Source organism: Cellulosimicrobium sp. NPDC057127 (assembly GCF_042670945.1).
Classification (GTDB): Bacteria; Actinomycetota; Actinomycetes; order Actinomycetales; family Cellulomonadaceae; genus Cellulosimicrobium.
The window spans coordinates 64435-85558 of sequence record NZ_JBHUUP010000008.1; the positions used below are offsets into that span (position 1 = coordinate 64435).

Below are 21124 nucleotides of genomic sequence, written 5' to 3' on the forward strand. Positions count from 1 at the left end.
CCTCGCGCTGGAGGGCCGTCGACGCGCGCCGACGGCGCGTGCCCCGGGAGGCTATCGCGCGCGGTCGGGACGTGGCGATGGGGAGGAGTCCCCGTCGGGCCCGGGCCGCGACGCGCGGGGAGGGACGTCCTCCCGGCGAACGGCCAGGGTGCCGGGCGAGAATCGAGGGCATGCACGCCGCGGTCCCCCTCGCCCTGCCCGCCCCGGGCGCGCCGTTCGAGACGCACGTGGTGTGGGCGCGGTCGGTGCCGCTGACCGTGCCGGACCGCGGCGCGGTCGAGGGACGGGTGGTCGGCCGGGTGCTGGAGGACGCGGTGCCGTGGGACTACGCGGCGCTCGCGCGCGAGCTGGTGGCGGGCGGTCGGGGACCGGTGCTCGACCTTGGCACGGGGAGCGGCGGCCTGCTGGCGTCGTTCGCGCCCCTGCCGGCGGGCTCGGCCGCGACCGAGGGGTGGCCGCCGCACCTGCCGGTGGCCCGGCGCCGACTCGGTCCGCTGGGCGTCGACGTGCGGGCGACGGGGCGCGGGGACGACCAGGTGCTGCCCTTCCTCGACCGGCAGTTCGACGTCGTGCTGGCCCGGCACGAGGAGTTCGACCCCGACGAGGTGCGTCGTGTCCTGCGCCCGGGCGGGGTGTTCGTCACCGAGCAGCTCGACAGCCGTGACGGGATCCGCGTGTGCGCGGCGCTGGGCGCGGAGCTGCCGTGGGACCCGGACTCCGTGACCCTGGACGGCGCGGTCGACGTGCTGCGCGGGGCGGGGTTCGTCGTCGACGTGGCTCGTGAGCACGAGGGGCTGCGTCGGTACCGGGACCTCGGGTCGTTGCTCGGGTCGCTGCGCACGACGGCGTCGCCGGTCCCGGAGCTCGCGCCCCTCACGCCGGAGGCGGTGGCCCGGTTCGAGGCGCCGCTGCGCGCCCTGCACCTGCACTTCGCGGCCGGTCACGAGTTCGTCGACGAGGCGCCGCGGTTCCTCGTGGTGGCGCGCGCCTCGTACTGACCCGGCGCACGCCGTCGACCGGTGGTCGCGGGCACGGAGAAGCCCGCGGGCCGGAGGGGTTCCTCCTGTCGTGCTGGACGAGGGCACGACGCCCGCGGGCCCCGGTGGTCGCGTGGTACTCGCTCGCCGTCGGACACCTCCCGGTCGGGAGGCGCCGCCCGGTTCACGGGCTCACCGCGTCCGGTCCGTCAGATACGAATCGGTCGCGCGACGACTAGCGCGCGACCACCTCACGGGTCCGAAGAGAATTCACTTCTCGGATCACCTCCCTTCTCGTGTACGACGACGGTACGTCCGCCCGCGCGGACCGACCACCGAATTTCGCGCAGGGAGGATTCGCCCGGGCCGTGCCCGGACCGGCACGGTCAGCGGCGCAGGTGCGCCCACTCCGCCGGGTAGTCGTCGAGCCACTCCGCGAACGACTGGGCGGGGCGCTCGGTGAACCGCTCGACGACGTCGCTGACCTGCGCGAGCGCGCCCGCGGCGATGGCCTCGTAGGACGACACCCAGCCCTCGACCTCGAACCGCGGGGCGCCGTACGACGCCCGGGACGCGTACGCCTCGTCGACGGTCTCCGGCTGGTAGGTGATCGACCGGCCCGTCGCCCGCGACAGCCGCTCGGCGACCTCGTGGAGCGTGAGCGCCTCCGGGCCGGTCACGTCGTACGTGGCGCCGTCGTGCCGGCGCGGCTTCTCGTCGAGCAGGACGGCGGTCGCGACGTCGGCGATGTCGTCGTGCGACACGGACGCCACGCGGCCCTCGCCGGCCGGGCCGCGCAGCACGCCGTCGGGTCCGACCATGAGCGCGAGGCCGCGGTGGTAGAGGTTGTCGCGCAGGAACGTGTGCCGCAGCCCGGTGCTGCGCACGTACTCCTCGGTGTGCCAGTGGTCGCGCGCGAACGTGAACACCGCGTCGGGCGCGGCGCCGACGAAGGACACGTAGACGAGCCGCTGCGCACCGGCGGCGACCGCCGCGTCGACCGCCGCGCGGTGCTCGCCGACGCGGTCGGCGGACTCGTGCGCGGAGACGAGGAAGACGGTGTCGCAGCCGGTGAACGCCTCGACCATGGCGGGCGCGTCGGAGTAGCCGCGGACGGCGACGACCTCCGACTCCGGCAGCGGGTCGTCGCCGAGGGTCGGGGCGCGCTCGGCGTCCCGGACCACGAGCCGCTGGGGCGCTCCCTCGGCGGCCAGGCGGAAGGCGAGCTTCGACCCGAGGAGTCCGCTCGCCCCCGTCACCGCGACACGGCCGCCGCCGGCCCTGATCGTCATGACCTCACCGTAGGCGCGGGCGGGCGCCGGTGCCCGGTGAGCCGGTCGTGCGCCGGGCACCCGCCGGTGGCTGGCCGGCTACTCGTCGGCCGGCTCGTTCTTGCTCCGGATGACCAGGAGCGGGTCGGGCGTCCCGACGACGTCGTGGTCCTTGCCCTCGTAGTCGAAGCGGCTGAGGAAGAAGCGCATCGCGTTGATCCGCGCCCGCTTCTTGTCGTTCGACCGGATGATCGTCCAGGGCGCGTACCGCTTGTCGGTGCGCCGGAACATCTCCTCCTTGGCCGCCGTGTAGTCCTCCCAGCGGTCCAGGGAGGCGAGGTCCATCGGCGACAGCTTCCAGCGGCGCACCGGGTCGAGCTGGCGGATCGCGAACCGGGTGCGCTGCTCGGTGCGGGACACGGAGAACCACAGCTTGGTGACGTGGATGCCGGCGTCGACCAGCATCCGCTCGAACGCGGGCGCCTGCGTCATGAACGTGCGGTACTCCTCGTCGGAGGCGAACCCCATCACCCGTTCCACGCCCGCGCGGTTGTACCAGGACCGGTCGAACAGGACCATCTCGCCCGCGGTCGGCAGGTGCTGGGCGTAGCGCTGGAAGTACCACTGGCCGCGCTCGCGGTCGCTCGGCTTCGACAGCGCCACGACGCGCGCTGTGCGCGGGTTGAGGTGCTCCGTGAACCGCTTGATCGTCCCGCCCTTGCCGGCGGCGTCGCGGCCCTCGAACAGGATGATCGCGCGACGGTCGTTGTCCTCGAGCCAGTACTGGAACTTCAGCAGCTCCACCTGGAGCCGGTACTTCTCCACCTCGTACTCGTCGCGGTCCATGAGCTCGTCGTACGGGTACCCCTCCTGCCAGGTGTAGACGGGGTTCCCCTCCGGGTCGATCAGGTCCGGGTCGGGCGTGTGCCCGTCGCGGACCGTGTAGCCGCTGTCACGGAGGTACTCGATGTACTCCCGCAGATCGCTCGGCGGGTTCACGACGGTCATGCCGGTCTCCTCGGTGGTCGGCGCGCAGCTGCGCGGACGCGACGTCGCGACGACGTCCGCCCAGGTCCCAACCTGGACGCTCCGTCGCACGGACGCCACCGGACGACACGATCACGCGGACGTGCCGTCCGACGCCGGGCACAATGGCCGCATGAGCGAGCCGTACCGCGTCATGACCGTGTGCACCGGCAACATCTGCCGCTCCCCCATGGCAGAGGTCGTGCTGCGCGACCGGTTCGAGGCGGCCGGGCTGGGCGGCCGCGTGGTCGTGGACTCGTCCGGGGTGAGCGACGAGGAGCGCGGCCACCCGATCGACCCGCGGGCCCGTGCGGCGCTCGTGGCTCGCGGGTACGACGTCGACGACCTGCACCGGGCCCGCCGCGTCGGCCACGACGACGTCGCCCAGCGGGACCTCGTGCTGGCCATGACGGCGCAGCACGCGCAGGCGCTGCGCCGCCTCGTCGACGGGCGGGCCGGCCGGTCCGGCGCGGGCCGCGGGGACGACGTCGCGGCCCGCGTGCGGATGTACCGCTCGTTCGACCCGGACGGCCCGCGCGTCGCGCCGGGCGACCCCGAGAGCACGCTCGACATCGCCGACCCCTGGTACGGCGGCCCGCGCGACTTCGAGGAGTGCCTCGACGAGGTCGAGGCGGCGGCCGACGCGATCGTCGACCACGTGCGGTCCGAGCTGGAGGTCCGGGCGGCGGGCTGACGGCGGCCGACCGCGCGACGGCAAGCCTCAGCGGCCGGTGCGCCGTGCACGCCACCGCACGACCTCGGCGTCGACGTCGCGCGTCGGGGTCACCACCGGTGGGCCGCCGAGGAGCTGGCGGCGCGCGTCGACGACCCGCGCGTTGAAGTCCTCGAGGATCTCGCGCACGGCGGTCTCGTCGAGCTCGCGGTCCAGCCGGGCGTCGAGCTCGCGGTCCTCGCGCTTGAGGAGCATCGCGGGCGGCCCGAGACCGGTGAGCTGCTCGCGCTCGATGACGCTCTTCAGCCACCAGTCCGGGTCGTGGCGGCCGGTGAGGCCGGGGATGGGCCTGCCGGCGAGCGGCAGGTCGTCGAACTCGCCGCGCCGGATCGCCTGGTCGATCACCGTGTCCACGTAGCGCGCGCGGTCCTCCGGTGCGACGCGCGGTGGGGTGCGCACGACCTCCTCCTCCGCGCGGTCCGCCGTCGCGGGACCGGCGTCGTCGTGACCGGCGTCGTCGTGACCGGCGGCGCCCGCAGGCTCCGCGGCCTCCCGCGAGACCTCGCGGTCCACGCGGTACTGCGCGGCGCGCCGCACCGGGTCGTCGTCGGGCTCCTGGCGTCGCCTGCCGAACATCGGTACCTCCCGTCCGGTCGGTCGTGCGGCGTCGTCGACCCAGCGTAGGCAGGCCTGCGGCGTGGCGCGCTCGCCGGGCACCGGGCGCTGCGTCACGATCGGAGCATGACGACCCCGCGGGTCGTGGGCCGGAACCGGAGACGGTGGTGGTGGGCCGCCGTCCCCGTCGTCGTGGCGCTCGTCGCGGTCGCCCTCGTGCTGGTCGCGCGCGCCGAGCACCGCACCTGGGTCGCCGCGGTGGAGCGCTACGAGGACGCGGTCGCGCAGGAGGCGGCGCGTGCCGAGGCGGCGCGTGCCCGGGCCGAGGAGGAGCTCGTCGCGCCGCTCGCCGCGCTCACGGGCGCGCTCGACGAGGGCCGTGCCGTGCTCGCGGCGAGCGACGGGCAGGTGGCCGACCCGGCCGTGCGGGAGACGTTGGCGGACGCCGTCGACGACGGCGAGCGGCTCCGCACCACCGAGCCGGGGTGGACCACCCAGGAGCGCACCGTGGACGGGCTCACGCGGCCCAACCCGCTCCACCCCGGCTCGCGACCGGAGCGCTCCTTCGTGCTCGTCACCGGCTCGACGCCCGCACCGGACGAGCTCGCGGCCGCTGCGGAGGCCGTCGCGGCGTCGTCGGCCGCGGTCGTCGTCGCGCAGCGGCAGTGGGCCTACGACCATCTGCAGACCGCGGTCACGGCAGGCCGACCGGTCCTGACGGAGTCGGCCGGGCTCGTCGCGGACGAGGGCACGCGCACTGCGCTCGACGCGGCGCTCGCGGACGCGGACGCGGTGCTCGACGCCGGTGCCGGAGGCGTCGTCGTCGCCGACGCGGTCGCCCTGCGGGACGCCGTCGTCGCCGCCACCGAGGCGGTCTGGGCGGACCGGCTCGCCCGCACGCTCGCCGAGCGGCGCGCGCAGGGGCGGGCGTCCGGCGTCGACTGCGCCGCGGAGAGGTGCGTCGCCCTCACGTTCGACGACGGGCCCGACCACGAGACCGAACGGCTGCTGCAGGTCCTCGCCGACAAGCGCGCGACCGCGACGTTCTTCATGGTCGGGCGCAACGTCGCCGCTCGCCCCGAGGTCGCGGCGGCCGTGGTCGCGGGCGGCCACCTCGTCGCCAACCACTCCTGGGACCACCCGCGGCTCACCACCCTCGACGACGACGAGATCGACGACCAGCTCGAGCGGACCCAGACCGCGATCCGGGACGCGACGGGGGCCACGCCGACGTTCCTGCGCCCGCCCTACGGCGACGTCGACGACCGCGTGCGCTCGATCGCGACCCGCGCCGGCCTCCGGGTGGAGCTGTGGGACGTCGACACCCAGGACTGGCGCACGCGCGACGCGGAGGAGACGCGGCGCCGCGTCGCCGCGCAGGTCGAGCCGGGCAGCGTCGTGCTCCTGCACGACATCCACGCGTCCAGCGTCGACGCGGTCGCGGGGATCGTCGACGACCTGCGCGAGCAGGGCTACCGGCTCGTCACCGTCGACCTGCTCGTGCCCTGAGCTCGCGGCCGGAGGGCGTGGCCCGCGAGCATGGCGGCGGCATGATGGGCGCATGAGCCGTCGTCTCAAGGTCTCCCGCCGCTCGCACGTGCCGCCGTTCGCCGTCATGGAGGTGCTCGCCGAGGCGAACCGCCTGCGCGACGCGGGGGCGTCGGTGCTGAACCTGTGCGCGGGCGAGCCGGCGACGGGGGCGTCGGACGTCGTGCGGCGGCGGGCGATCGAGCTGCTCGAGAGCGGCGACCTCGGGTACACGGAGGCGCTCGGCGTGCCCGCGCTGCGGCGCGCGATCGCCGCGCACTACGGCCGCTGGTACGACGTCGAGGTCGACCCCGCGCGCGTCGCCGTCACCACCGGGTCCAGCGGCGGGTTCCTGCTCGCGTTCCTCGCGGCGTTCGACGTCGGCGACCGCGTCGCGCTCGCCCGTCCCGGGTACCCCGCCTACAAGAACATCCTCGCCGCGCTGGGCTGCGAGGTCGTCGAGCTCGACTGCGGCCCGGACACCCGCTACCAGCCGACGGTGTCGCAGCTCATGGGCGCCTACTACGAGGGCGGTCTCGACGGTCTCGTCGTCGCGAGCCCCGCCAACCCCACCGGGACGATGATCCTGCCCGACGAGCTGGACGCCGTCGCCCGCTGGTGCGCCGAGCACGACGTGCGTCTCGTGAGCGACGAGATCTACCACGGCATCGCCTACGGCGACGCGGAGCGCTCGCTGCCCACCGCCGCCCGGCACATCGGCGACGGCGCGGTCGTCGTCAGCTCGTTCTCCAAGTACTGGGCGATGACGGGCTGGCGCCTCGGGTGGCTCGTGCTGCCGGACGAGCTCGTCGCCCCGGTCGACGCGCTCGCGGGCAACGTCGCGCTGTCGCCCCCCGCGCTCGCGCAGCACGCGGGCGTCGCGGCGTTCACCGCCGAGGGCTACGCCGCCGCCGAGGAGAACGTCGGCCGCTACGCGGCGTCGCGCGAGCTCGTGCTGTCGCGCCTCGACGACCTCGGCTGGTCACGCGTCGCGCCCGCCGACGGCGCGTTCTACGTCTACGCCGACGTCTCCGCCGACGGCATGGACTCCGTCACGTGGTGCGAGCGGCTCCTCGCCGAGGCCGGGGTCGCGCTCACGCCCGGCACCGACTTCGACGGCGTCGCGGGCCGCGACTGGGTGCGCCTGTCGTTCGCCGCGGCACCGACGACGGTCGCCGAGGCCGTCGAGCGGATCGTCGCGTGGCGTGCCACGCTGCCTCGGTGACCCACCCGGCGACCGATCCCTCCGCGCTCCCTCCGCGCACGCCCGGCACCCTGCGCCTCGCGACCTACAACGTGCGGCACGGCTCGTCGCTCGACGGCCTCGTCGACGTCGAGCGGTTCGCGCGCGCCGTCGCGCACCTCGACGCCGACGTGCTCGCGCTCCAGGAGGTCGAGCGGGACACGCCCCGCTCCCACCGTGCCGACCTGGTCGCCGTCGCCGCCGAGGCGATGCGCGCCGACGACTGGCACCTCGCCCCCACGCTGCGCGGCGTCCTGGGCGCGTACCGCGGCGCCGCCCGGCGCGGCCGCGGCGCACCGCGCGTCACCGGCGTGCCGACGTACGGGATCGGGCTCGTCAGCCGGTTCCCCGTCGAGCGGTGGACGCGGCACGAGCTCGCGCGCATGCCGTGGCGCTCCCGGGTCCGGCGCGGGAAGCCCGGCACGCGGTGGCCGGTGCGCGTCGTCCCCGACGAGCCGCGCACGGCGCTCGCCGCCCGCGTCGCCACGCCGTGGGGGCCTCTGACGGTCGTCGGCACGCACACGACGTCGCGCCCCGAGTTCACCGCCGACCAGTACCGGGCGCTCGTCGACGCGTGCGCCGGGCTGCCGCGCCCGCTCGTGCTGCTCGGCGACCTCAACCTCCGGGCGCCCGAGCCGGCGGAGCTGAGCGGGTTCACCCCGCTCGCCGACGCCCTCACGCACCCGGTCGACGACCCGGTGCGCCAGATCGACCACGTGCTCGCGGACCCGGGGGCTGGCGTTCGGTTCGTCCTGGCGGGCCCGGCCGTCGCCGTCGACACGGGACTGTCGGACCACCGCGCGCTCGTCGTGGACGTCGCCGTGGAGCCGGTGGGCGAGCAGGGCTGACGGCCTCGGCCCGAGCGCGAGGTCAGGCGGCGAGCTCGACGTCCTTGAGCGCGGGCTCGGCGACGTCGGCGACCTCGACAACCTCCGCGAGGCGGCGACGGCGGGCCCGGACGAGCAGGACGACGGCCTGCACGCCGATGACGATCCACACGAGGTTCGCGAACACCGACGGCCACACGCCGTTCGTCGCGGCGACGAGACCCATGAGGCCGGCCGCCCCGAGGTTGGTGAGCTGGAAGTGCGCCGAGGACGGCGTCCAGCGGCCGCGGCTGACCATGCCGTAGGCGATGACGCCGGCGCCGGCGCCGACCCAACCGAGGATCATGACGAAGGTGTCGAGGGTGATGAGCACAGCGAACTCCGGGTGCAACGAAGGGGTGGGTGGAGAGGGTTCCGCGACGCTGCGGTGGCTGTGCGCTCCGGGCACGTGGCTGGTGGCGCGGGGGTGGGACGTCGGTCTGGCGCCGACCCCACGGTTGGAGGAGTGCCGATCGGCGCCACGACCAGTGTGGGGCTTCCCGACGTTCAGCACAATCGAACGTTTCTTGAGTGGCCGTTTAGTATGGCTACATGGCTACGGACCCACGCAGGCTTGCCTTTCTCCTTGCCGTCCACCGCGGTGGAGGTGTGCTCGCGGCCGCGGATCTCCTATCGGTGACGCCGTCCGCGGTGTCCCAGCAGATCCAGCGTCTCGAGGCCGAGGAGGGGGTGACGGTGCTCGACCGCGGACCGCGCGGCGTGACCCTCACACCGGCGGGCCGCGTGCTCGCCGACGTGGCCGAACGCATCGAGACCGAGCTCGTCGAGGCGCGCAAGGAGCTCGCCGCCCTGGGCGACGAGGTGACGGGCCGGGTGACGCTCGGGGCGTTCCAGTCCGCCATCCGGGCGGTCGTCGCGCCGGTCGCCCTGCGCATCGCCGAGGAGTCGCCCGGCGTCGAGCTCAGCATCCAGGAGCGCGAGCCCGCCGAGGCGCTGCGGCTGCTGCGGGCGGGCGAGCTCGACGTCGTGCTGCTGGAGCGCGACTTCGAGGCCGCGGAGACCCCCGCGCCCCGCGGCACCCACGAGGTCGTCCTCCTCGAGGAACCGTGGCGCCTCGTCGTGCCCGCCACGATGCCGACGCCCACGCGGCTCGACGACGTGCGCGACGCCGTCTGGCTCGCCGCCCAGCCCCACACCGCGGCGGCGCGTGCCCTCAGCCGTCTCGCGCACGGCCTCGGCGGCTCGCTGCGCACCCAGCACCTCTACTACGACTTCGACGTCGCGCTCTCTCTCGTCGCCGCCGGGCTCGGCGTGGCGATGCTGCCCGCGCTCGCCGTCGAGGGCGGCGCGGCCGACGAGGTGCCCGAGGGGGTCACCGTCGTCGGGCTCCCCGGCCTCGGCTCCCGCCGGCTCGTGGCCCGCCACCGCGCGACCCGCCACGAGCCGCGGCCGGTCGTCGGCGCCGTGCTCGACGCCATGGTCGAGGCGGCCGCGGAGATCACGTTCGCCTGACCGGTCGTACGCTGCCGGGGTGGACGTAGCGGTGATCGGCGCGACGGGAGACGTCGGCCGCCAGGTGTGCACGCAGCTCGTCGAACGGCAGGTCCTGCCGCCCACGTCGCGCCTCCAGCTCGTGGGACGGGCGGGCGGGGCGTCGGCACGGGCCGTCCACGGCCTGCGCGCCGACCTCGTCGACGCCTACGACGAGCACGCCCCGCTGCTCGACGTCGCCCACTCCCCCGCGGACGTCGCGGCCGACGTCGTGGTGGTCGCCGCCGGGATCACCGCCCCCGCGCGCGCCGGGGCCGACCCGGACCGCCGCCTTCTCGCCGAGACGAACCGCGCCGTCCTCGCCGAGCACGCCGACGCCATCGCCCGCCACGGGTCCGGCCACGAGGTCGTGATCGTCGTGACGAACCCCGTCGAGCTCGGTGTCGCGGTCATGGCCGAGCGCCTCGGCCGTCGCCGCGTGATCGGCATGGGCGCCTGGCTCGACACGCTGCGGTTCCGGCGCGAGGTCGCGCTCGAGCTCGGCGTGCGGCGCCACCGCGTGGGCGGGTTCGTCGCCGGTCAGCACGGGGAGGACGCCGTGCCGCTCTGGTCCACCGTCCGGGTCAGCGGGCTCGACCTCAGCGAACGCCGGCGCGCCGTCGACACGCTGCGCCGTGGCCGCACGCTCGACGCGCTGCCCGCCGAGATCGCCGCCGCGAAGCGCGAGCTGGCGGCCGTCGCCGTGGAGGACATGGGCGCCGCGTTCGACCTCATCGACACGTGGCCCCCCGACCTGCGGGCCGTCACGCGCCCCTGGATGACGCACCAGTCGGGCGCCAAGACGCCGGCGGGGACGGCGAGCGCGACGGTCGACCTCGTCGACACCGTGCTCGACGGCCGCGAGATCGTCGTCGCCGGTCAGGTCGCGCTCGACGGCGAGGTCGCGCTCGCGGACGGCCGCGGTGGTGAGCCGTCGCCGTTCCGCGGCGTCCTCGGCGTCCCGCTCGTGCTCGGCCCGGAGGGCTGGACGCGCGTGCTCCTCGACGAGCTGCCCGACGACGAGGCGCGCCGCCTCGCCGAGGCGGCGGACGGCGTCGGCCGGATGCTCTCCGCGACCGCCCCGGCGGCGGGTGCGGAGCCCGAGGCGTCCCCGTCAGGCACCGGCACCGCGGCGCGCGGCGAGCGCGACTGGGTCGCGACCGTGCACGGCCTCGACCAGCCCGGCACGCTCACCGCGCTCACGGGCGTCTTCTCCACGCGCGGCGTGAGCTTCGACTCGCTCGCCACCACCCCGGCCGACGACGGCGGCCGCGTCGGCCGCATCGACGTCACCTTCCGCGCGACCGGGCGCCGGACCCGCGCGCTCGAGCGCGCGGTGGGCCGCCTCGCGACGGTGCGCTCCGTCGTCGTGCGCGAGGCCTGACCAGCACCAGCCGCGCGGGTGGCGCGTGCACGAGCGGCGTGCGCCGTTCTCACAGCGAGGCCCGGGCCCCTGAGCGCAGACCGTAACGCGACGGCGCGCACGGGGACACGGCGGGGAAACGGCCGACCCCTAGCGTCGACGACGCCGCACCGCGGCTGGCCACCGTCGACCTCTCCCCCGGAGCCGTGCCCATGTCCTACGTCAAGCCCGCCGAGCTCGTCCCGACCCTCGTGGACGCCGGCGCCAGCAAGGTCCTGCTGTCGACCCGCGACACGCTCGTCCGCTCCACGATGGGCGGGGCGATCCTCGCGATCGCCGCCGCGTTCGCCGTGACCGTGACCGTCACGACCGGGCACGCGATCCTGGGCGCGATCCTCTTCCCCGTCGGCTTCATCATGCTGTACCTGCTCGGGTACGACCTGCTCACCGGCATGTTCGTCCTCGGCCCCCTCGCGTGGCTCGACAAGCGCCCCGGCGTCACGCTGCGGGCGCTGCTGCGCAACTGGGGCCTGGTGTTCGTCGGGAACTTCCTCGGCGCGTTCGCCGTCGCCGTGATGATGGCGATCGTCGTGACGTACGGCTTCGACACCCCGCCGAACGAGGTCGGGCAGGCGATCGGCCACATCGGTGAGGGGCGCACCGTCGGCTACGCCGAGCACGGGGCGTCGGGCATGCTCACGCTGTTCGTGCGCGGCATGCTCTGCAACTGGATGGTGTCGATGGGCGTCGTCGGGGCGATGATCGCCAAGGACGTGCCGGGCAAGGCGATCGCCATGTGGATGCCGATCATGCTGTTCTTCTTCATGAGCTTCGAGCACTCGATCGTCAACATGTTCCTGTTCCCGTCGGGCCTGCTGCTCGGCGGTCAGTTCACGGTCATGGACTACCTCGTGTGGAACGAGATCCCGACCGTGCTCGGCAACCTCGTGGGCGGGCTGCTGCTCACCGGCCTCCCGCTCTACCTCACCCACGGGCGGCCGCACGCGCGCCGGTCCGCGGCCGCCCCGACCGACGCCGTGCCGGAGACCCGCGAGCTCGTCGGGGACCGGGTCTGACGGCGGCCGCGCGGCCCGCCGCGGCCACGTCCCGCCGCCGGTAGGATGGCCGCACAACTTCACGCTTCACCGGTGGTCCGTCCGTCCTCGCACGGGCGGGCCACCGTGCCGCCCGAACCACGACGGGAGAGCTCGCCCCGGTCCACGACCGGGGTGGCGCCGAAGGAGCAAGTCCTCCCCGGGAATCTCTCAGGCCCACGTACCGTCGCGGCGAGGCAACTCTGGAAAGCGGTCGCACCCGTCTGCCCTGTGGGCAGCCCCGTGCGCCCCACCGACGGTGCAAGCCGGCGCGCCCCGGCCCTCACGAGGGCATGGCGGACCGGCAAAACTCTCAGGTCGACGCGTGCGTCCGATGACAGAGCGGGGAGGGACCCGCCGTCGTCCCCCGCCACCGGAGGTCCCCGTGACCCAGTCGTTCGATCCTGCCGCCCCGCACGCCGCCGCCACGGGTGCCTTCGCCCCGCGCCACGTCGGACCGCGCGGCCGCGAGATCCAGGTCATGCTCGACCAGCTCGGCCACGAGTCCCTCGACGCGCTCGTCGACGCGGCGGTGCCCGCCTCGATCCGCACCGACCGGCCGCTCGACCTGCCCGCCGCGCGCACCGAGTCGGAGGTGCTCGACCACCTGCGCGGGCTCGCGGCGAAGAACGTCGTCAAGACGCAGATGATCGGGCTCGGCTACTACGGCACCGTCACTCCCCCGGTGATCCGCCGCAACGTCCTCGAGTCCCCCGCCTGGTACACGGCGTACACGCCCTACCAGCCGGAGATCTCGCAGGGTCGCCTCGAGGCGCTCCTCAACTTCCAGCAGGTCGTCGAGGACCTCACCGGCCTCGACGTCGCGAACGCCTCGCTCCTCGACGAGGCCACGGCCGTCGCCGAGGCCGTCGCGCTCATGTGGCGCGCGTCGCGCGCGAAGACGGGCTACGTGGTGGTCGACGCCGACCTGTTCCCCCAGACGCTCGCCGTCACCCTGGGGCGTGCGCGGGCGGTCGGCCTGCCGGTCGTCGTCGCCGACCTCTCCGGCGGGCTCGCGGCCGGCCTGGACGCGGCGCGCGGCGCGGGCCGCTTCCCTGCGGACGTGGCGGAAGAAGCGGCGCTCGTGGGCGTCGTCGTGCAGCAGTGCGGGGCGTCGGGCCGCGTCGTGGACTGGGCGCCGGTCGTCGCCGAGGCGAAGGAGGCGGGCGCGCTCGTCACCGTCGCGGCGGACCTGCTGGCGCTGACCCTGCTCACGTCGCCCGCGGAGCTCGGCGCCGACGTGTCGGTCGGCTCCGCGCAGCGTTTCGGCGTGCCGCTGTTCTACGGCGGCCCGCACGCCGCGTTCATGGCCGTCCGCAAGGGACTGGAGCGGTCGCTGCCGGGCCGTCTCGTGGGTGTCTCGGTCGACGCGGACGGCGACACGGCGTACCGCCTCGCCCTGCAGACGCGCGAGCAGCACATCCGCCGCGAGAAGGCGACGAGCAACATCTGCACGGCGCAGGCGCTCCTCGCGATCGTCGCGTCGATGTACGCGGTCTACCACGGCCCCGACGGCCTGCGCGCGATCGCCGAGCGCATCCACGCCCACGCCACGAGCCTCGCCGCGGCGCTCCGCGCGGGTGGCGTCACGGTGGAGCACGACGTCTTCTTCGACACGGTCCGCGCGGTCGTCCCGGGCCGAGCCACCGCGATCGTGGAGGCCGCGGCAGCGGCCGGCGTCAACCTGTACAACCCGAACGCCGACCACGTACAGATCGCCTGCGACGAGACCACCACCCCCGCGACCCTCGCCAGGGTCCTGAAGGCCTTCGGCGTCGCGCCCGCCGCCGCGACGGCGGCGAACGGCGAGACGGCTGACGAGGTGGGGGAGGCGACGTCGGATGCGAAGGGCGTAGAAGCCGCGCGGACGAACGGACAGCCGACGGCGGGAGGCGACGGCGCGGCCAGCCCGAGCACCGACGTCGCCTCCCCCGCCGCCGCGACCACGCACACGAGCCTCCCGACCTGGGCGACACGCACGACGACGTATCTCCAGCACCCCACGTTCCACCTGCACCGCTCCGAGACCGCGATGCTGCGCTACGCGCGCCGTCTGTCGGACAAGGACCTGGCGCTGGACCGCACGATGATCCCGCTGGGTTCGTGCACGATGAAGCTCAACGCGACGGCGGAGATGGAGGCCATCTCGTGGCCGGGGTTCGCGGACCTGCACCCGTTCGTGCCGGCGGACCAGGCGCGGGGGTACGCGGAGCTGATCGACGGCCTGGAGTCGGCGCTGGCGGAGATCACGGGCTACGCGGGGGTGTCCGTGCAGCCGAACGCGGGCTCGCAGGGCGAGCTCGCGGGCCTGCTGGCGATCCGCGAGTACCACGTGTCGCGCGGTGACGACGGCCGGGACGTCTGCCTCATCCCGGCGTCGGCGCACGGGACGAACGCGGCGTCGGCGGCGCTGGCCGGCCTGAAGGTGGAGGTCGTGGCGACGGCGCCAAACGGCGAGGTCCTGCTCGACGACCTGCGCGCGAAGCTGGCGGACCACGGCCCGCGGGTCGCGGCGATCATGATCACGTACCCGTCGACGCACGGCGTGTACGAGGAGCACGTGCGTGAGGTGTGCGACCTGGTACATAAGGCCGGTGGGCAGGTGTACATCGACGGTGCGAACCTCAACGCGCTCGTCGGGCTGGCGCGGCCGGGGGAGTTCGGGGGCGACGTCTCGCACCTGAACCTGCACAAGACGTTCTGCATCCCGCACGGCGGCGGCGGGCCCGGCGTCGGGCCGGTCGCGGTGGCCGAGCACCTCGTGCCCTTCCTCCCGGGGGACCCGCTCGCCGCGGCGCCGTCGGCCACGCCCGTCTCGGCGACGCGGTTCGGCTCGGCGGGCATCCTGCCGATCTCGTACGCGTACGTCGCGCTCATGGGCCCTGACGGGCTGACGGAGGCGACGAAGGTCGCGGTCCTCACCGCCAACTACGTGGCCTCGCGGCTGCGCCACCACTTCCCGGTCCTGTACACGGGCCCGGGTGGGCTCGTGGCGCACGAGTGCATCCTCGACCTGCGCCGCATCACGGCGGAGACGGGCGTGACGGCCGAGGACGTCGCGAAGCGGCTCATGGACTACGGCTTCCACGCGCCGACGCTGTCGTTCCCCGTCGCGGGCACGCTCATGGTCGAGCCGACGGAGAGCGAGGACCTCGCCGAGCTGGACCGCTTCGTCGACGCGCTCGTCGCGATCCGCGGCGAGATCGACGCGGTGGCGTCGGGCCGGTGGTCGGTGGAGGAGTCGCCGTTGCGCGGCGCGCCGCACACCGCTGCGGCCCTCACCGCGGACACGTGGGAGAAGCCGTACTCGCGCGAGCTCGCGGCCTACCCCGTCGCGAGCCTCCGCGCGGCGAAGTACTGGCCGCCGGTCCGTCGCATCGACGGCGCGCGCGGCGACCGCAACCTCGTGTGCTCGTGCCCGCCGATCGAGTCCTACGTGTCAGCGCCACAGGCCGTCCTGCTGTCCTGAGCTGCTGACACCCCGACGCACGTCCCACCGTGTCAGCGCCGTGCGTCACCCGGACGACGTACGGCGCTGACAAGTCCAGAGAGGACCTCGCATGACCACCGAGCCCACGGCCGAGAGGCTCAGCCCGCTGCACGACGAGCACGTCGCGCTCGGCGCGCACCTCACGAGCTTCGGCGGCTGGCAGATGCCGCTGCGCTACACCTCCGACCTGGCGGAGCACCGGTCGGTGCGTGAGGCCGCCGGCCTCTTCGACCTGTCCCACATGGGCGAGATCGAGGTCGTCGGCCCGGAGGCGGCTGCCGCGCTGGACCGCGCGCTCGTCGGGCACCTCTCCGCGGTCGCGGTCGGCCGGGCCCGGTACACCATGCTGTGCGCCGAGGACGGGTCCGTGCTCGACGACCTCGTCGTCTACCGGCTCGAGGACGAGCGCTTCCTCGTCGTCGCGAACGCGGGCAACGCGGACCTCGTCGCGCGCGAGCTCGTCGACCGCGCCGCCGGTCTCGACGCCGTCGTCACGGACCGGGGGAGCGAGACCGCGCTCGTCGCGGTTCAGGGGCCCCTCGCGGAGGAGATCGTCGCGGCGCTGGTCGAGCGGAGACAGGACTCCACAGGTGAGGCCGGTGGCGTACAGACGATCCGGAACATGAAGTACTACGCGGCGGCGACGGTCACGCTGACGGTCGACGACGGCGCGCTGGACGCGCTCGTCGCCCGCACGGGCTACACGGGGGAGGACGGCTTCGAGCTGTTCGTCCCGACGGGTCGCGCGTCCGCGCTGTGGCGCACGGTGCTCGCCGCGGGCCGCCCGCACGGGCTCGTCCCTGCCGGCCTCTCGGCACGCGACTCGCTGCGGCTCGAGGCCGGGATGCCGCTGTACGGGCACGAGCTCGACACCACCACCACGCCCTACGAGGCGGGCCTCGGGCGCGTCGTGAAGCTCGACAAGACCGCGGCGGACGGCGCGCCGCTGCCGTTCGTCGGCCGGGACGCGCTCGCCGCCCGCAAGGCGTCGCCGCCCCCGCGCGTCCTGGTGGGGCTGCGGGGCGTGGGCCGTCGTCCGGCCCGTGCCGGCTACGGGGTGGTGCTGCCGCGCGGTGGGGGAGAGGCGCCGCGCGTGGGATCGGTGACCTCGGGGGCTCCGTCGCCGACGCTCGGGTACCCGATCGCCATGGCGTACGTGACGCCGGAGCTGTCGGCCGAGGGCACGGAGCTCGCGGTCGACGTCCGTGGCCGCCTCGAGCCCGTGGTGGTCGTGCCCCTCCCGTTCTACCGTCGTCCTCAGCGCCCCTGACCGTCCCCAGCCCACGTCCCCCGACCACGTCGCCGGCCACGGTTCCCGCCGTCCGGTGACCGCCCCTGAAGGAGCCCGTCATGACCGACGCCCAGTTCCCGTCGCACCTGCAGTACACCGCCGAGCACGAGTGGGTCGACGGGTCCGACCCTGCCGTCGTCGGCATCACCTCGACCGCTGCGGAGGCCCTCGGCGACATCGTGTACCTCGAGCTGCCGGAGGTCGGCGCGGACGTCGCGGCCGGCAGCGTGATCGGCGAGGTCGAGTCGACCAAGTCGGTGTCCGAGCTGTTCTCCCCGGTGACGGGGACCGTCGTCGAGGTGAACCAGGCGGCGGTCGACGACCCGGCCGTCGTGAACTCCGACCCGTACACGGACGGCTGGCTCTTCAAGGTCGACGTCACCTCCACGGGTGACCTGCTGACGGCCGAGCAGTACGCGGCGCTCGTCGCGGAGTGACCCTCCCGGCCGGTGGGGGGCCCGTGAGCACCACGGGTCTCCACCGGCCTCGCCGGCCCGGCGACGACGCCGGGTCGCGCGGACGTGCACCTCGTGGGCCGCTGAACCGACCCTGACGACGGGCGACCGCAAGGCAGAGTGTGACGTAGATCACACCCCCGGATTCGCGTCATCCGCGCTCACCCCGACGCGTCCTTGTCCGTCGACGAGACGAACCGTGGGCGCCGGCCACCCCGCTGACCTGGGCAGACGTGTCGTGGCACCGCGCCGAGCGTGCGATGTGCGGCCCGCGCGAAGGTCGTGACGCGAAGTCGCGTCATGAATCTCACCCGCACCCATCTCTTCCAGTAGCACCAACCGGATCTCGCCACGAGGGGATGACGTGACCGGAGAGCACCAGGAGGAGAACATGAGCACCATCGAGCTGGTCCGCCCCATGGCGGTCCCCTTTCCGTCGGCGCCGACGCCGCTGGCCCCGCTGACCCGCCGCGAGCGCGTCGTCCTGTCGAACCTGTCCGAGGACGTGACCCTCGAGCAGATCGCCAGCAAGCTCTTCGTCACCCGCAACACCGTGAAGTCGCAGGTGCGGAGCCTCTACCGCAAGCTCGGGGTGTCGACGCGCGCCGAGGCCGTCGCCTGGGCACGCGCCGCCGGCCTGCGCTGACCACCCGACCGACCACGCCCAGCCTGGCTTCGGGCACCACGCCGGCGCGGCAGGCCGACGTGCGAGACTCCGCGTATGACTCTGCGCAGACTCGTCGTGGCGGCGGCGATCGTGGACGACCTCGAGTCGCCGCGGATGCTGCTCGCTGCACGGCGGACGCGCCCGCTGCACCTGTCCGGCCGGTGGGAGTTCCCCGGCGGGAAGGTGGACCCGGGCGAGACGCCGGAGGAGGCGCTGCACCGCGAGCTGCACGAGGAGCTCGGCGTGCGCGTCGAGCTGGGTGCGGAGATCGGCGGGCCTGAGCACGGAACCTGGGCGATCACGGACCGGCACGTCATGCGCCTGTGGTTCGCGCGCGTCGTCGACGGCGACCCGCAGCCCCTGGTCGAGCACGACGAGCTGGCGTGGCTGGCGCCGGGGGAGTGGTTGGACGTCCCGTGGCTCGACGCCGACGTGCCCATCGTCGAGGAGCTCACGCGCCAGGTCGCGCCGGAAGCCGTCTGATCCACCGGTGCGTCTCCGCGCGGGAGCGCAGGCGCACCACGAGGACGTGCGGGGCCTCGCGGGCCACCCGCTCGGGCAGGCCGCGGTACGCGTGGCGCTTCTCCCAGGCCCACCGGACGATGTTCTCCTCCGCGGGCTTGTGCAGGTTCCGCCAGATCGGTGGCTCGACGTTGCCGTTCCACAGCTCCTCACGGGTGACCGAACGCCGCAGCGTGCGCCCCGTCACCTGCCGCATCGTCACGTGCGTCGGGAGGTCGAGCCAGATCAGGAGCTCCGTGCGCGCGAGCACGAGCGGCCGGGCCGCCCTGTACTGCCACTCCGTGACGAACGCGTCCCGCGCGACGAACGCGCGCACGTCGTCGAGGAACTCCGGCCGCGGCACCCATCCCGGTCCGTGGTAGAGCGCGTCGATCTCGGTGTGCGGGATGCCGAGCCGCTCTGCGAGGCGCCGGGCGAGCGTCGTCTTCCCGGAGCCGGAGACCCCGGCCACCGCGACGCGACGGGGCACGAGGCCGAGCTGGGCGACGACGTCGTCGTCCGGTCCGAGAACGGTCACCGCGGAACCCTATCGCCGGACCGCGGCGGTCTCGGCGCGCGCCCGCCGTGCCCGGCCGCTACGTTCGCCGCGTGAGCCGGTTCGCCGACAGGGCGCGCGCCTGGCTGCGCGACGCCGACGAGCGAGTCCCTCCGGCCGTGCCCGTCACGCTCGGCGTCGTCTGCACGGTCCTGGGCGCCGTCGTCGTGCTGCGGCCCTTCGCCTCGCTCGCGCTCCTCGTCGCGGTCGTGGTGGTCGGTGCGGCGGTGCTCGGCGTCGCGGAGCTCGTCGGCGATCCCTCGCCGACGCGTACGGGGGAGGCCCCGCCCGCCGAGGGCACCGGCCGGCGCCGCCGGTTCCGCGGGGCGCGTGGCCTCGCCTTCCTCGCCCTCGCCGTGGCCGTGCTCGTCTGGCCCGGGCCGTCGCTCGTCGTCGTGACGGTGCTCGTGGGCCTCGGCCTGGTGGTCGCCGGCGCGCTGGACGTCGCCGAGGGTCTGCTGCAGCGCGGTGCCGACCGGTGGGTCCCGGTGCTGCTCGGGGTCGCGAGCGTCGTCCTCGGGCTCCTCGCGCTCGCCTGGCCCGACGTCACCGTGCTCGTCGTCGCGGTCGCGTTCGGCGTCCGCCTCGTCCTGCTCGGCGTGCGCCTCGTCGTCGCAGGGCTGCGTCGCCGCGGTGCCGACGCCGACGAGCTCGCCGGCGCCGAGCGGCCGCGCGTCCGACGGCGGGGTCGAGGCGCGGTCCTCGGGGCCGCCGGGGCGCTGCTCCTCGCAGCGTCGCTCGCCGTCGTCAGCGCCGGCATCCAGCGCGGCGTCCCCCGTCCGGACGCGTTCTACGACCCGCCCGCGTCCGTGCCCGACGAACCCGGGCGGCTGGTGCGCGCCGAGCCGTTCACCCGTGCCGTCCCGGACGGCGCCACGGCGTGGCGCATCCTCCACACGACGACGCGCGGCGACGACGACCCGGCGCTGGCCAGCGGGATCGTCGTCGTCCCCGACCTGCCCGACGACGCCGCGCCCCCGCCCGTGATCGCGTGGGCCCACGGGACCACCGGGTACGCGCGAGGCTGCGCACCGTCGGTGCTCGACGAGCCGTTCGAGTCCGGCGCCTTCTTCCTGCTCGACGACGTGCTCGCCCGCGGGTGGGCGCTCGTCGCGACCGACTACGTGGGCCTCGGCACCGCGGGCCCGCACCCGTACCTCGTGGGACAGGGGGAGGGGCGGTCGGTGCTCGACGCGGTCCGTGCCGCGCGCGACCTCGACGACCTGACCCTCGACGAGCGCACCGTCGTCTGGGGTCACTCGCAGGGCGGTCACGCCGCCCTGTGGACGGGGCAGCTCGCGCCGGACTACGCGCCGGACGTCCCGCTCGGGGGCGTCGCCGCGCTCGCCCCGGCGAGCGACCTGCCCGGCCTCGTCGGCACGCTCGAGAGTGTAGAGGGCGGGAGCATCTTCGCGTCGTACGTGCTCGCCGCGTACGACGCCACGTACCCGGAGACCGATCCCTACGGGCTGGTGCGCCCGGGAGGGCGGCTGGTCGTGCGCGAGATGGCGACCCGGTGCCTCGCGGAGCCGGGCGCGCTCGTCTCCGTGGCGGAGGCCCTCGCGATGGACCAGCCCCTGTGGACGGGCGACCCCACGGCCGGGGCCTTCGGCGACCGGCTGGCCGAGAACGTCCCGACCGGCCCGGTGCCGGCGCCCCTGCTGATCGCCCAGGGCAGCGCCGATCCGCTCGTGCTTCCCGGCGCCCAGGACGCGTACGTCGGCACGCGGTGCTCCACGGGGCAGCCGGTCGACTACCGACGGTACGACGGCCGGGACCACGTGGGCCTCGTGGAGGCGGACTCGCCGCTCGTCTCCGAGCTGCTGCGCTGGACGGAGGACCGGTTCGCGGGAGTGGCCCCGACGCCCACGTGCGCGAGCTGAGCCGGCACGGCGCGCTGGGTCCCATGGCTGCGACGATCCCGGTCGTCCGGCACTTCGTCCTCGACACGACCGGACGCGACCACGCGACTCCTCGCCGTCGACCACGACCTCGGTGCCGTGATCGCACGCAGAACG

The 21124-nt window shown here is 74.8% G+C and carries 19 protein-coding genes and 1 riboswitch; of the genes, 14 read left to right on the top strand and 5 right to left on the bottom strand.

Annotated features, from left to right (window positions below; translation table 11 throughout):
* Positions 1–170 precede the first annotated feature (170 nt).
* The gene (locus ACFTZA_RS09710; RefSeq protein ID WP_378193434.1) at positions 171–998 is read left to right on the top strand and encodes a class I SAM-dependent methyltransferase; all 828 of its coding nucleotides are present in this window, start codon (positions 171–173) and stop codon (positions 996–998) included.
* Positions 999–1363: 365 nt separating this feature from the next.
* Here ACFTZA_RS09710 and ACFTZA_RS09715 read toward each other — a convergent pair whose 3' ends face one another.
* A complete protein-coding gene (locus ACFTZA_RS09715; protein ID WP_378193437.1) occupies positions 1364–2269 on the bottom strand; it encodes an SDR family oxidoreductase in 906 nt (301 codons plus the stop codon).
* A gap of 78 nt (positions 2270–2347) precedes the next feature.
* Positions 2348–3256, bottom strand: a complete 909-nt coding sequence (ppk2, locus tag ACFTZA_RS09720) for a polyphosphate kinase 2 (protein ID WP_378193440.1) — start codon at positions 3254–3256, stop codon at positions 2348–2350.
* A 151-nt stretch (positions 3257–3407) separates the two neighbouring features.
* On the opposite strand from ppk2, the gene ACFTZA_RS09725 reads away from it, so the two are divergent.
* Entirely contained in the window at positions 3408–3968 is a 561-nt protein-coding gene (locus tag ACFTZA_RS09725) for a low molecular weight protein-tyrosine-phosphatase (protein WP_378193443.1), read from the top strand.
* 27 nt (positions 3969–3995) lie between these two features.
* Here ACFTZA_RS09725 and ACFTZA_RS09730 read toward each other — a convergent pair whose 3' ends face one another.
* The gene (locus tag ACFTZA_RS09730) at positions 3996–4679 is read right to left on the bottom strand and encodes a DUF1992 domain-containing protein (RefSeq protein ID WP_378193446.1); all 684 of its coding nucleotides are present in this window, start codon (positions 4677–4679) and stop codon (positions 3996–3998) included.
* Between the two features lie 9 nt (positions 4680–4688).
* Between ACFTZA_RS09730 and ACFTZA_RS09735 the strand changes: the two genes are divergently transcribed.
* Genes ACFTZA_RS09735 through ACFTZA_RS09745 form a run of 3 tightly spaced genes read left to right on the top strand, consistent with a single transcriptional unit; the run spans position 4689 to position 8180 of the window.
* Positions 4689–6071 (top strand): polysaccharide deacetylase family protein, encoded by a 1383-nt coding sequence (locus ACFTZA_RS09735; RefSeq protein WP_378193449.1) that lies wholly within the window; start codon positions 4689–4691, stop codon positions 6069–6071.
* 52 nt (positions 6072–6123) lie between these two features.
* Entirely contained in the window at positions 6124–7314 is a 1191-nt protein-coding gene (locus ACFTZA_RS09740) for an aminotransferase class I/II-fold pyridoxal phosphate-dependent enzyme (RefSeq protein WP_378193452.1), read from the top strand.
* Positions 7311–8180 (top strand): endonuclease/exonuclease/phosphatase family protein, encoded by an 870-nt coding sequence (locus ACFTZA_RS09745; RefSeq protein ID WP_378193457.1) that lies wholly within the window; start codon positions 7311–7313, stop codon positions 8178–8180. The genes ACFTZA_RS09740 and ACFTZA_RS09745 overlap by 4 nt, the downstream gene beginning before the upstream one ends.
* Before the next feature lie 22 nt (positions 8181–8202).
* Here ACFTZA_RS09745 and ACFTZA_RS09750 read toward each other — a convergent pair whose 3' ends face one another.
* Complete coding sequence (locus ACFTZA_RS09750; RefSeq protein WP_378193460.1) at positions 8203–8532, bottom strand: hypothetical protein; 330 nt, start codon at positions 8530–8532, stop codon at positions 8203–8205.
* 218 nt (positions 8533–8750) lie between these two features.
* Here ACFTZA_RS09750 and ACFTZA_RS09755 point away from each other — a divergent pair, with 218 nt between their 5' ends.
* The 8 genes from ACFTZA_RS09755 (at position 8751) to ACFTZA_RS09790 (ending at position 18532) form a co-directional block, all read left to right on the top strand.
* On the top strand, positions 8751–9671 hold the full coding sequence (locus tag ACFTZA_RS09755; RefSeq protein WP_378193462.1) for a LysR family transcriptional regulator: 921 nt from the start codon (positions 8751–8753) through the stop codon (positions 9669–9671).
* A 19-nt stretch (positions 9672–9690) separates the two neighbouring features.
* On the top strand, positions 9691–11073 hold the full coding sequence (locus ACFTZA_RS09760) for a lactate dehydrogenase (protein WP_378193465.1): 1383 nt from the start codon (positions 9691–9693) through the stop codon (positions 11071–11073).
* Between the two features lie 191 nt (positions 11074–11264).
* Complete coding sequence (locus ACFTZA_RS09765) at positions 11265–12128, top strand: formate/nitrite transporter family protein (protein WP_378193468.1); 864 nt, start codon at positions 11265–11267, stop codon at positions 12126–12128.
* Between the two features lie 113 nt (positions 12129–12241).
* A riboswitch (glycine riboswitch) is annotated at positions 12242–12343 on the top strand.
* 137 nt (positions 12344–12480) lie between these two features.
* On the top strand, positions 12481–15615 hold the full coding sequence (gene gcvPB / locus ACFTZA_RS09770) for an aminomethyl-transferring glycine dehydrogenase subunit GcvPB (RefSeq protein WP_378193785.1): 3135 nt from the start codon (positions 12481–12483) through the stop codon (positions 15613–15615).
* Between the two features lie 91 nt (positions 15616–15706).
* Positions 15707–16906 carry a glycine cleavage system aminomethyltransferase GcvT gene (gene gcvT / locus ACFTZA_RS09775; protein WP_378193471.1) on the top strand — a complete coding sequence of 400 codons (1200 nt, stop codon included), beginning with the start codon at positions 15707–15709 and terminating at the stop codon, positions 16904–16906.
* 80 nt (positions 16907–16986) lie between these two features.
* Positions 16987–17364, top strand: coding sequence for a glycine cleavage system protein GcvH (gene gcvH, locus ACFTZA_RS09780; protein WP_378193474.1), 378 nt, complete (start codon positions 16987–16989; stop codon positions 17362–17364).
* 436 nt (positions 17365–17800) lie between these two features.
* On the top strand, positions 17801–18028 hold the full coding sequence (locus ACFTZA_RS09785; protein WP_378193788.1) for a LuxR C-terminal-related transcriptional regulator: 228 nt from the start codon (positions 17801–17803) through the stop codon (positions 18026–18028).
* Between the two features lie 75 nt (positions 18029–18103).
* Positions 18104–18532, top strand: a complete 429-nt coding sequence (locus tag ACFTZA_RS09790) for a (deoxy)nucleoside triphosphate pyrophosphohydrolase (protein WP_378193477.1) — start codon at positions 18104–18106, stop codon at positions 18530–18532.
* Here the strand turns inward: ACFTZA_RS09790 and ACFTZA_RS09795 are convergent.
* A complete protein-coding gene (locus ACFTZA_RS09795; protein ID WP_378193480.1) occupies positions 18501–19088 on the bottom strand; it encodes an AAA family ATPase in 588 nt (195 codons plus the stop codon). The genes ACFTZA_RS09790 and ACFTZA_RS09795 overlap by 32 nt on opposite strands.
* A gap of 71 nt (positions 19089–19159) precedes the next feature.
* Between ACFTZA_RS09795 and ACFTZA_RS09800 the strand changes: the two genes are divergently transcribed.
* Positions 19160–20989 (top strand): lipase family protein, encoded by a 1830-nt coding sequence (locus tag ACFTZA_RS09800; RefSeq protein WP_378193484.1) that lies wholly within the window; start codon positions 19160–19162, stop codon positions 20987–20989.
* The last annotated feature ends 135 nt before the right edge of the window (positions 20990–21124 follow it).

Excerpts from the sequence above, each read along its gene's own strand:
- gcvPB (WP_378193785.1), top strand. The coding sequence starts at position 12,481 with ATGACAGAGCGGGGAGGGACCCGCCGTCGTCCCCCGCCACCGGAGGTC.
- gcvH (WP_378193474.1), top strand. The coding sequence starts at position 16,987 with ATGACCGACGCCCAGTTCCCGTCGCACCTGCAGTACACCGCCGAGCAC.
- ACFTZA_RS09765 (WP_378193468.1), top strand. The coding sequence starts at position 11,265 with ATGTCCTACGTCAAGCCCGCCGAGCTCGTCCCGACCCTCGTGGACGCC.
- ACFTZA_RS09755 (WP_378193462.1), top strand. The coding sequence starts at position 8,751 with ATGGCTACGGACCCACGCAGGCTTGCCTTTCTCCTTGCCGTCCACCGC.
- gcvT (WP_378193471.1), top strand. The coding sequence starts at position 15,707 with ATGACCACCGAGCCCACGGCCGAGAGGCTCAGCCCGCTGCACGACGAG.
- ACFTZA_RS09740 (WP_378193452.1), top strand. The coding sequence starts at position 6,124 with ATGAGCCGTCGTCTCAAGGTCTCCCGCCGCTCGCACGTGCCGCCGTTC.
- ppk2 (WP_378193440.1), bottom strand. The coding sequence starts at position 3,256 with ATGACCGTCGTGAACCCGCCGAGCGATCTGCGGGAGTACATCGAGTAC.
- ACFTZA_RS09715 (WP_378193437.1), bottom strand. The coding sequence starts at position 2,269 with ATGACGATCAGGGCCGGCGGCGGCCGTGTCGCGGTGACGGGGGCGAGC.
- ACFTZA_RS09710 (WP_378193434.1), top strand. The coding sequence starts at position 171 with ATGCACGCCGCGGTCCCCCTCGCCCTGCCCGCCCCGGGCGCGCCGTTC.
- ACFTZA_RS09735 (WP_378193449.1), top strand. The coding sequence starts at position 4,689 with ATGACGACCCCGCGGGTCGTGGGCCGGAACCGGAGACGGTGGTGGTGG.
- ACFTZA_RS09785 (WP_378193788.1), top strand. The coding sequence starts at position 17,801 with ATGGCGGTCCCCTTTCCGTCGGCGCCGACGCCGCTGGCCCCGCTGACC.
- ACFTZA_RS09725 (WP_378193443.1), top strand. The coding sequence starts at position 3,408 with ATGAGCGAGCCGTACCGCGTCATGACCGTGTGCACCGGCAACATCTGC.
- ACFTZA_RS09790 (WP_378193477.1), top strand. The coding sequence starts at position 18,104 with ATGACTCTGCGCAGACTCGTCGTGGCGGCGGCGATCGTGGACGACCTC.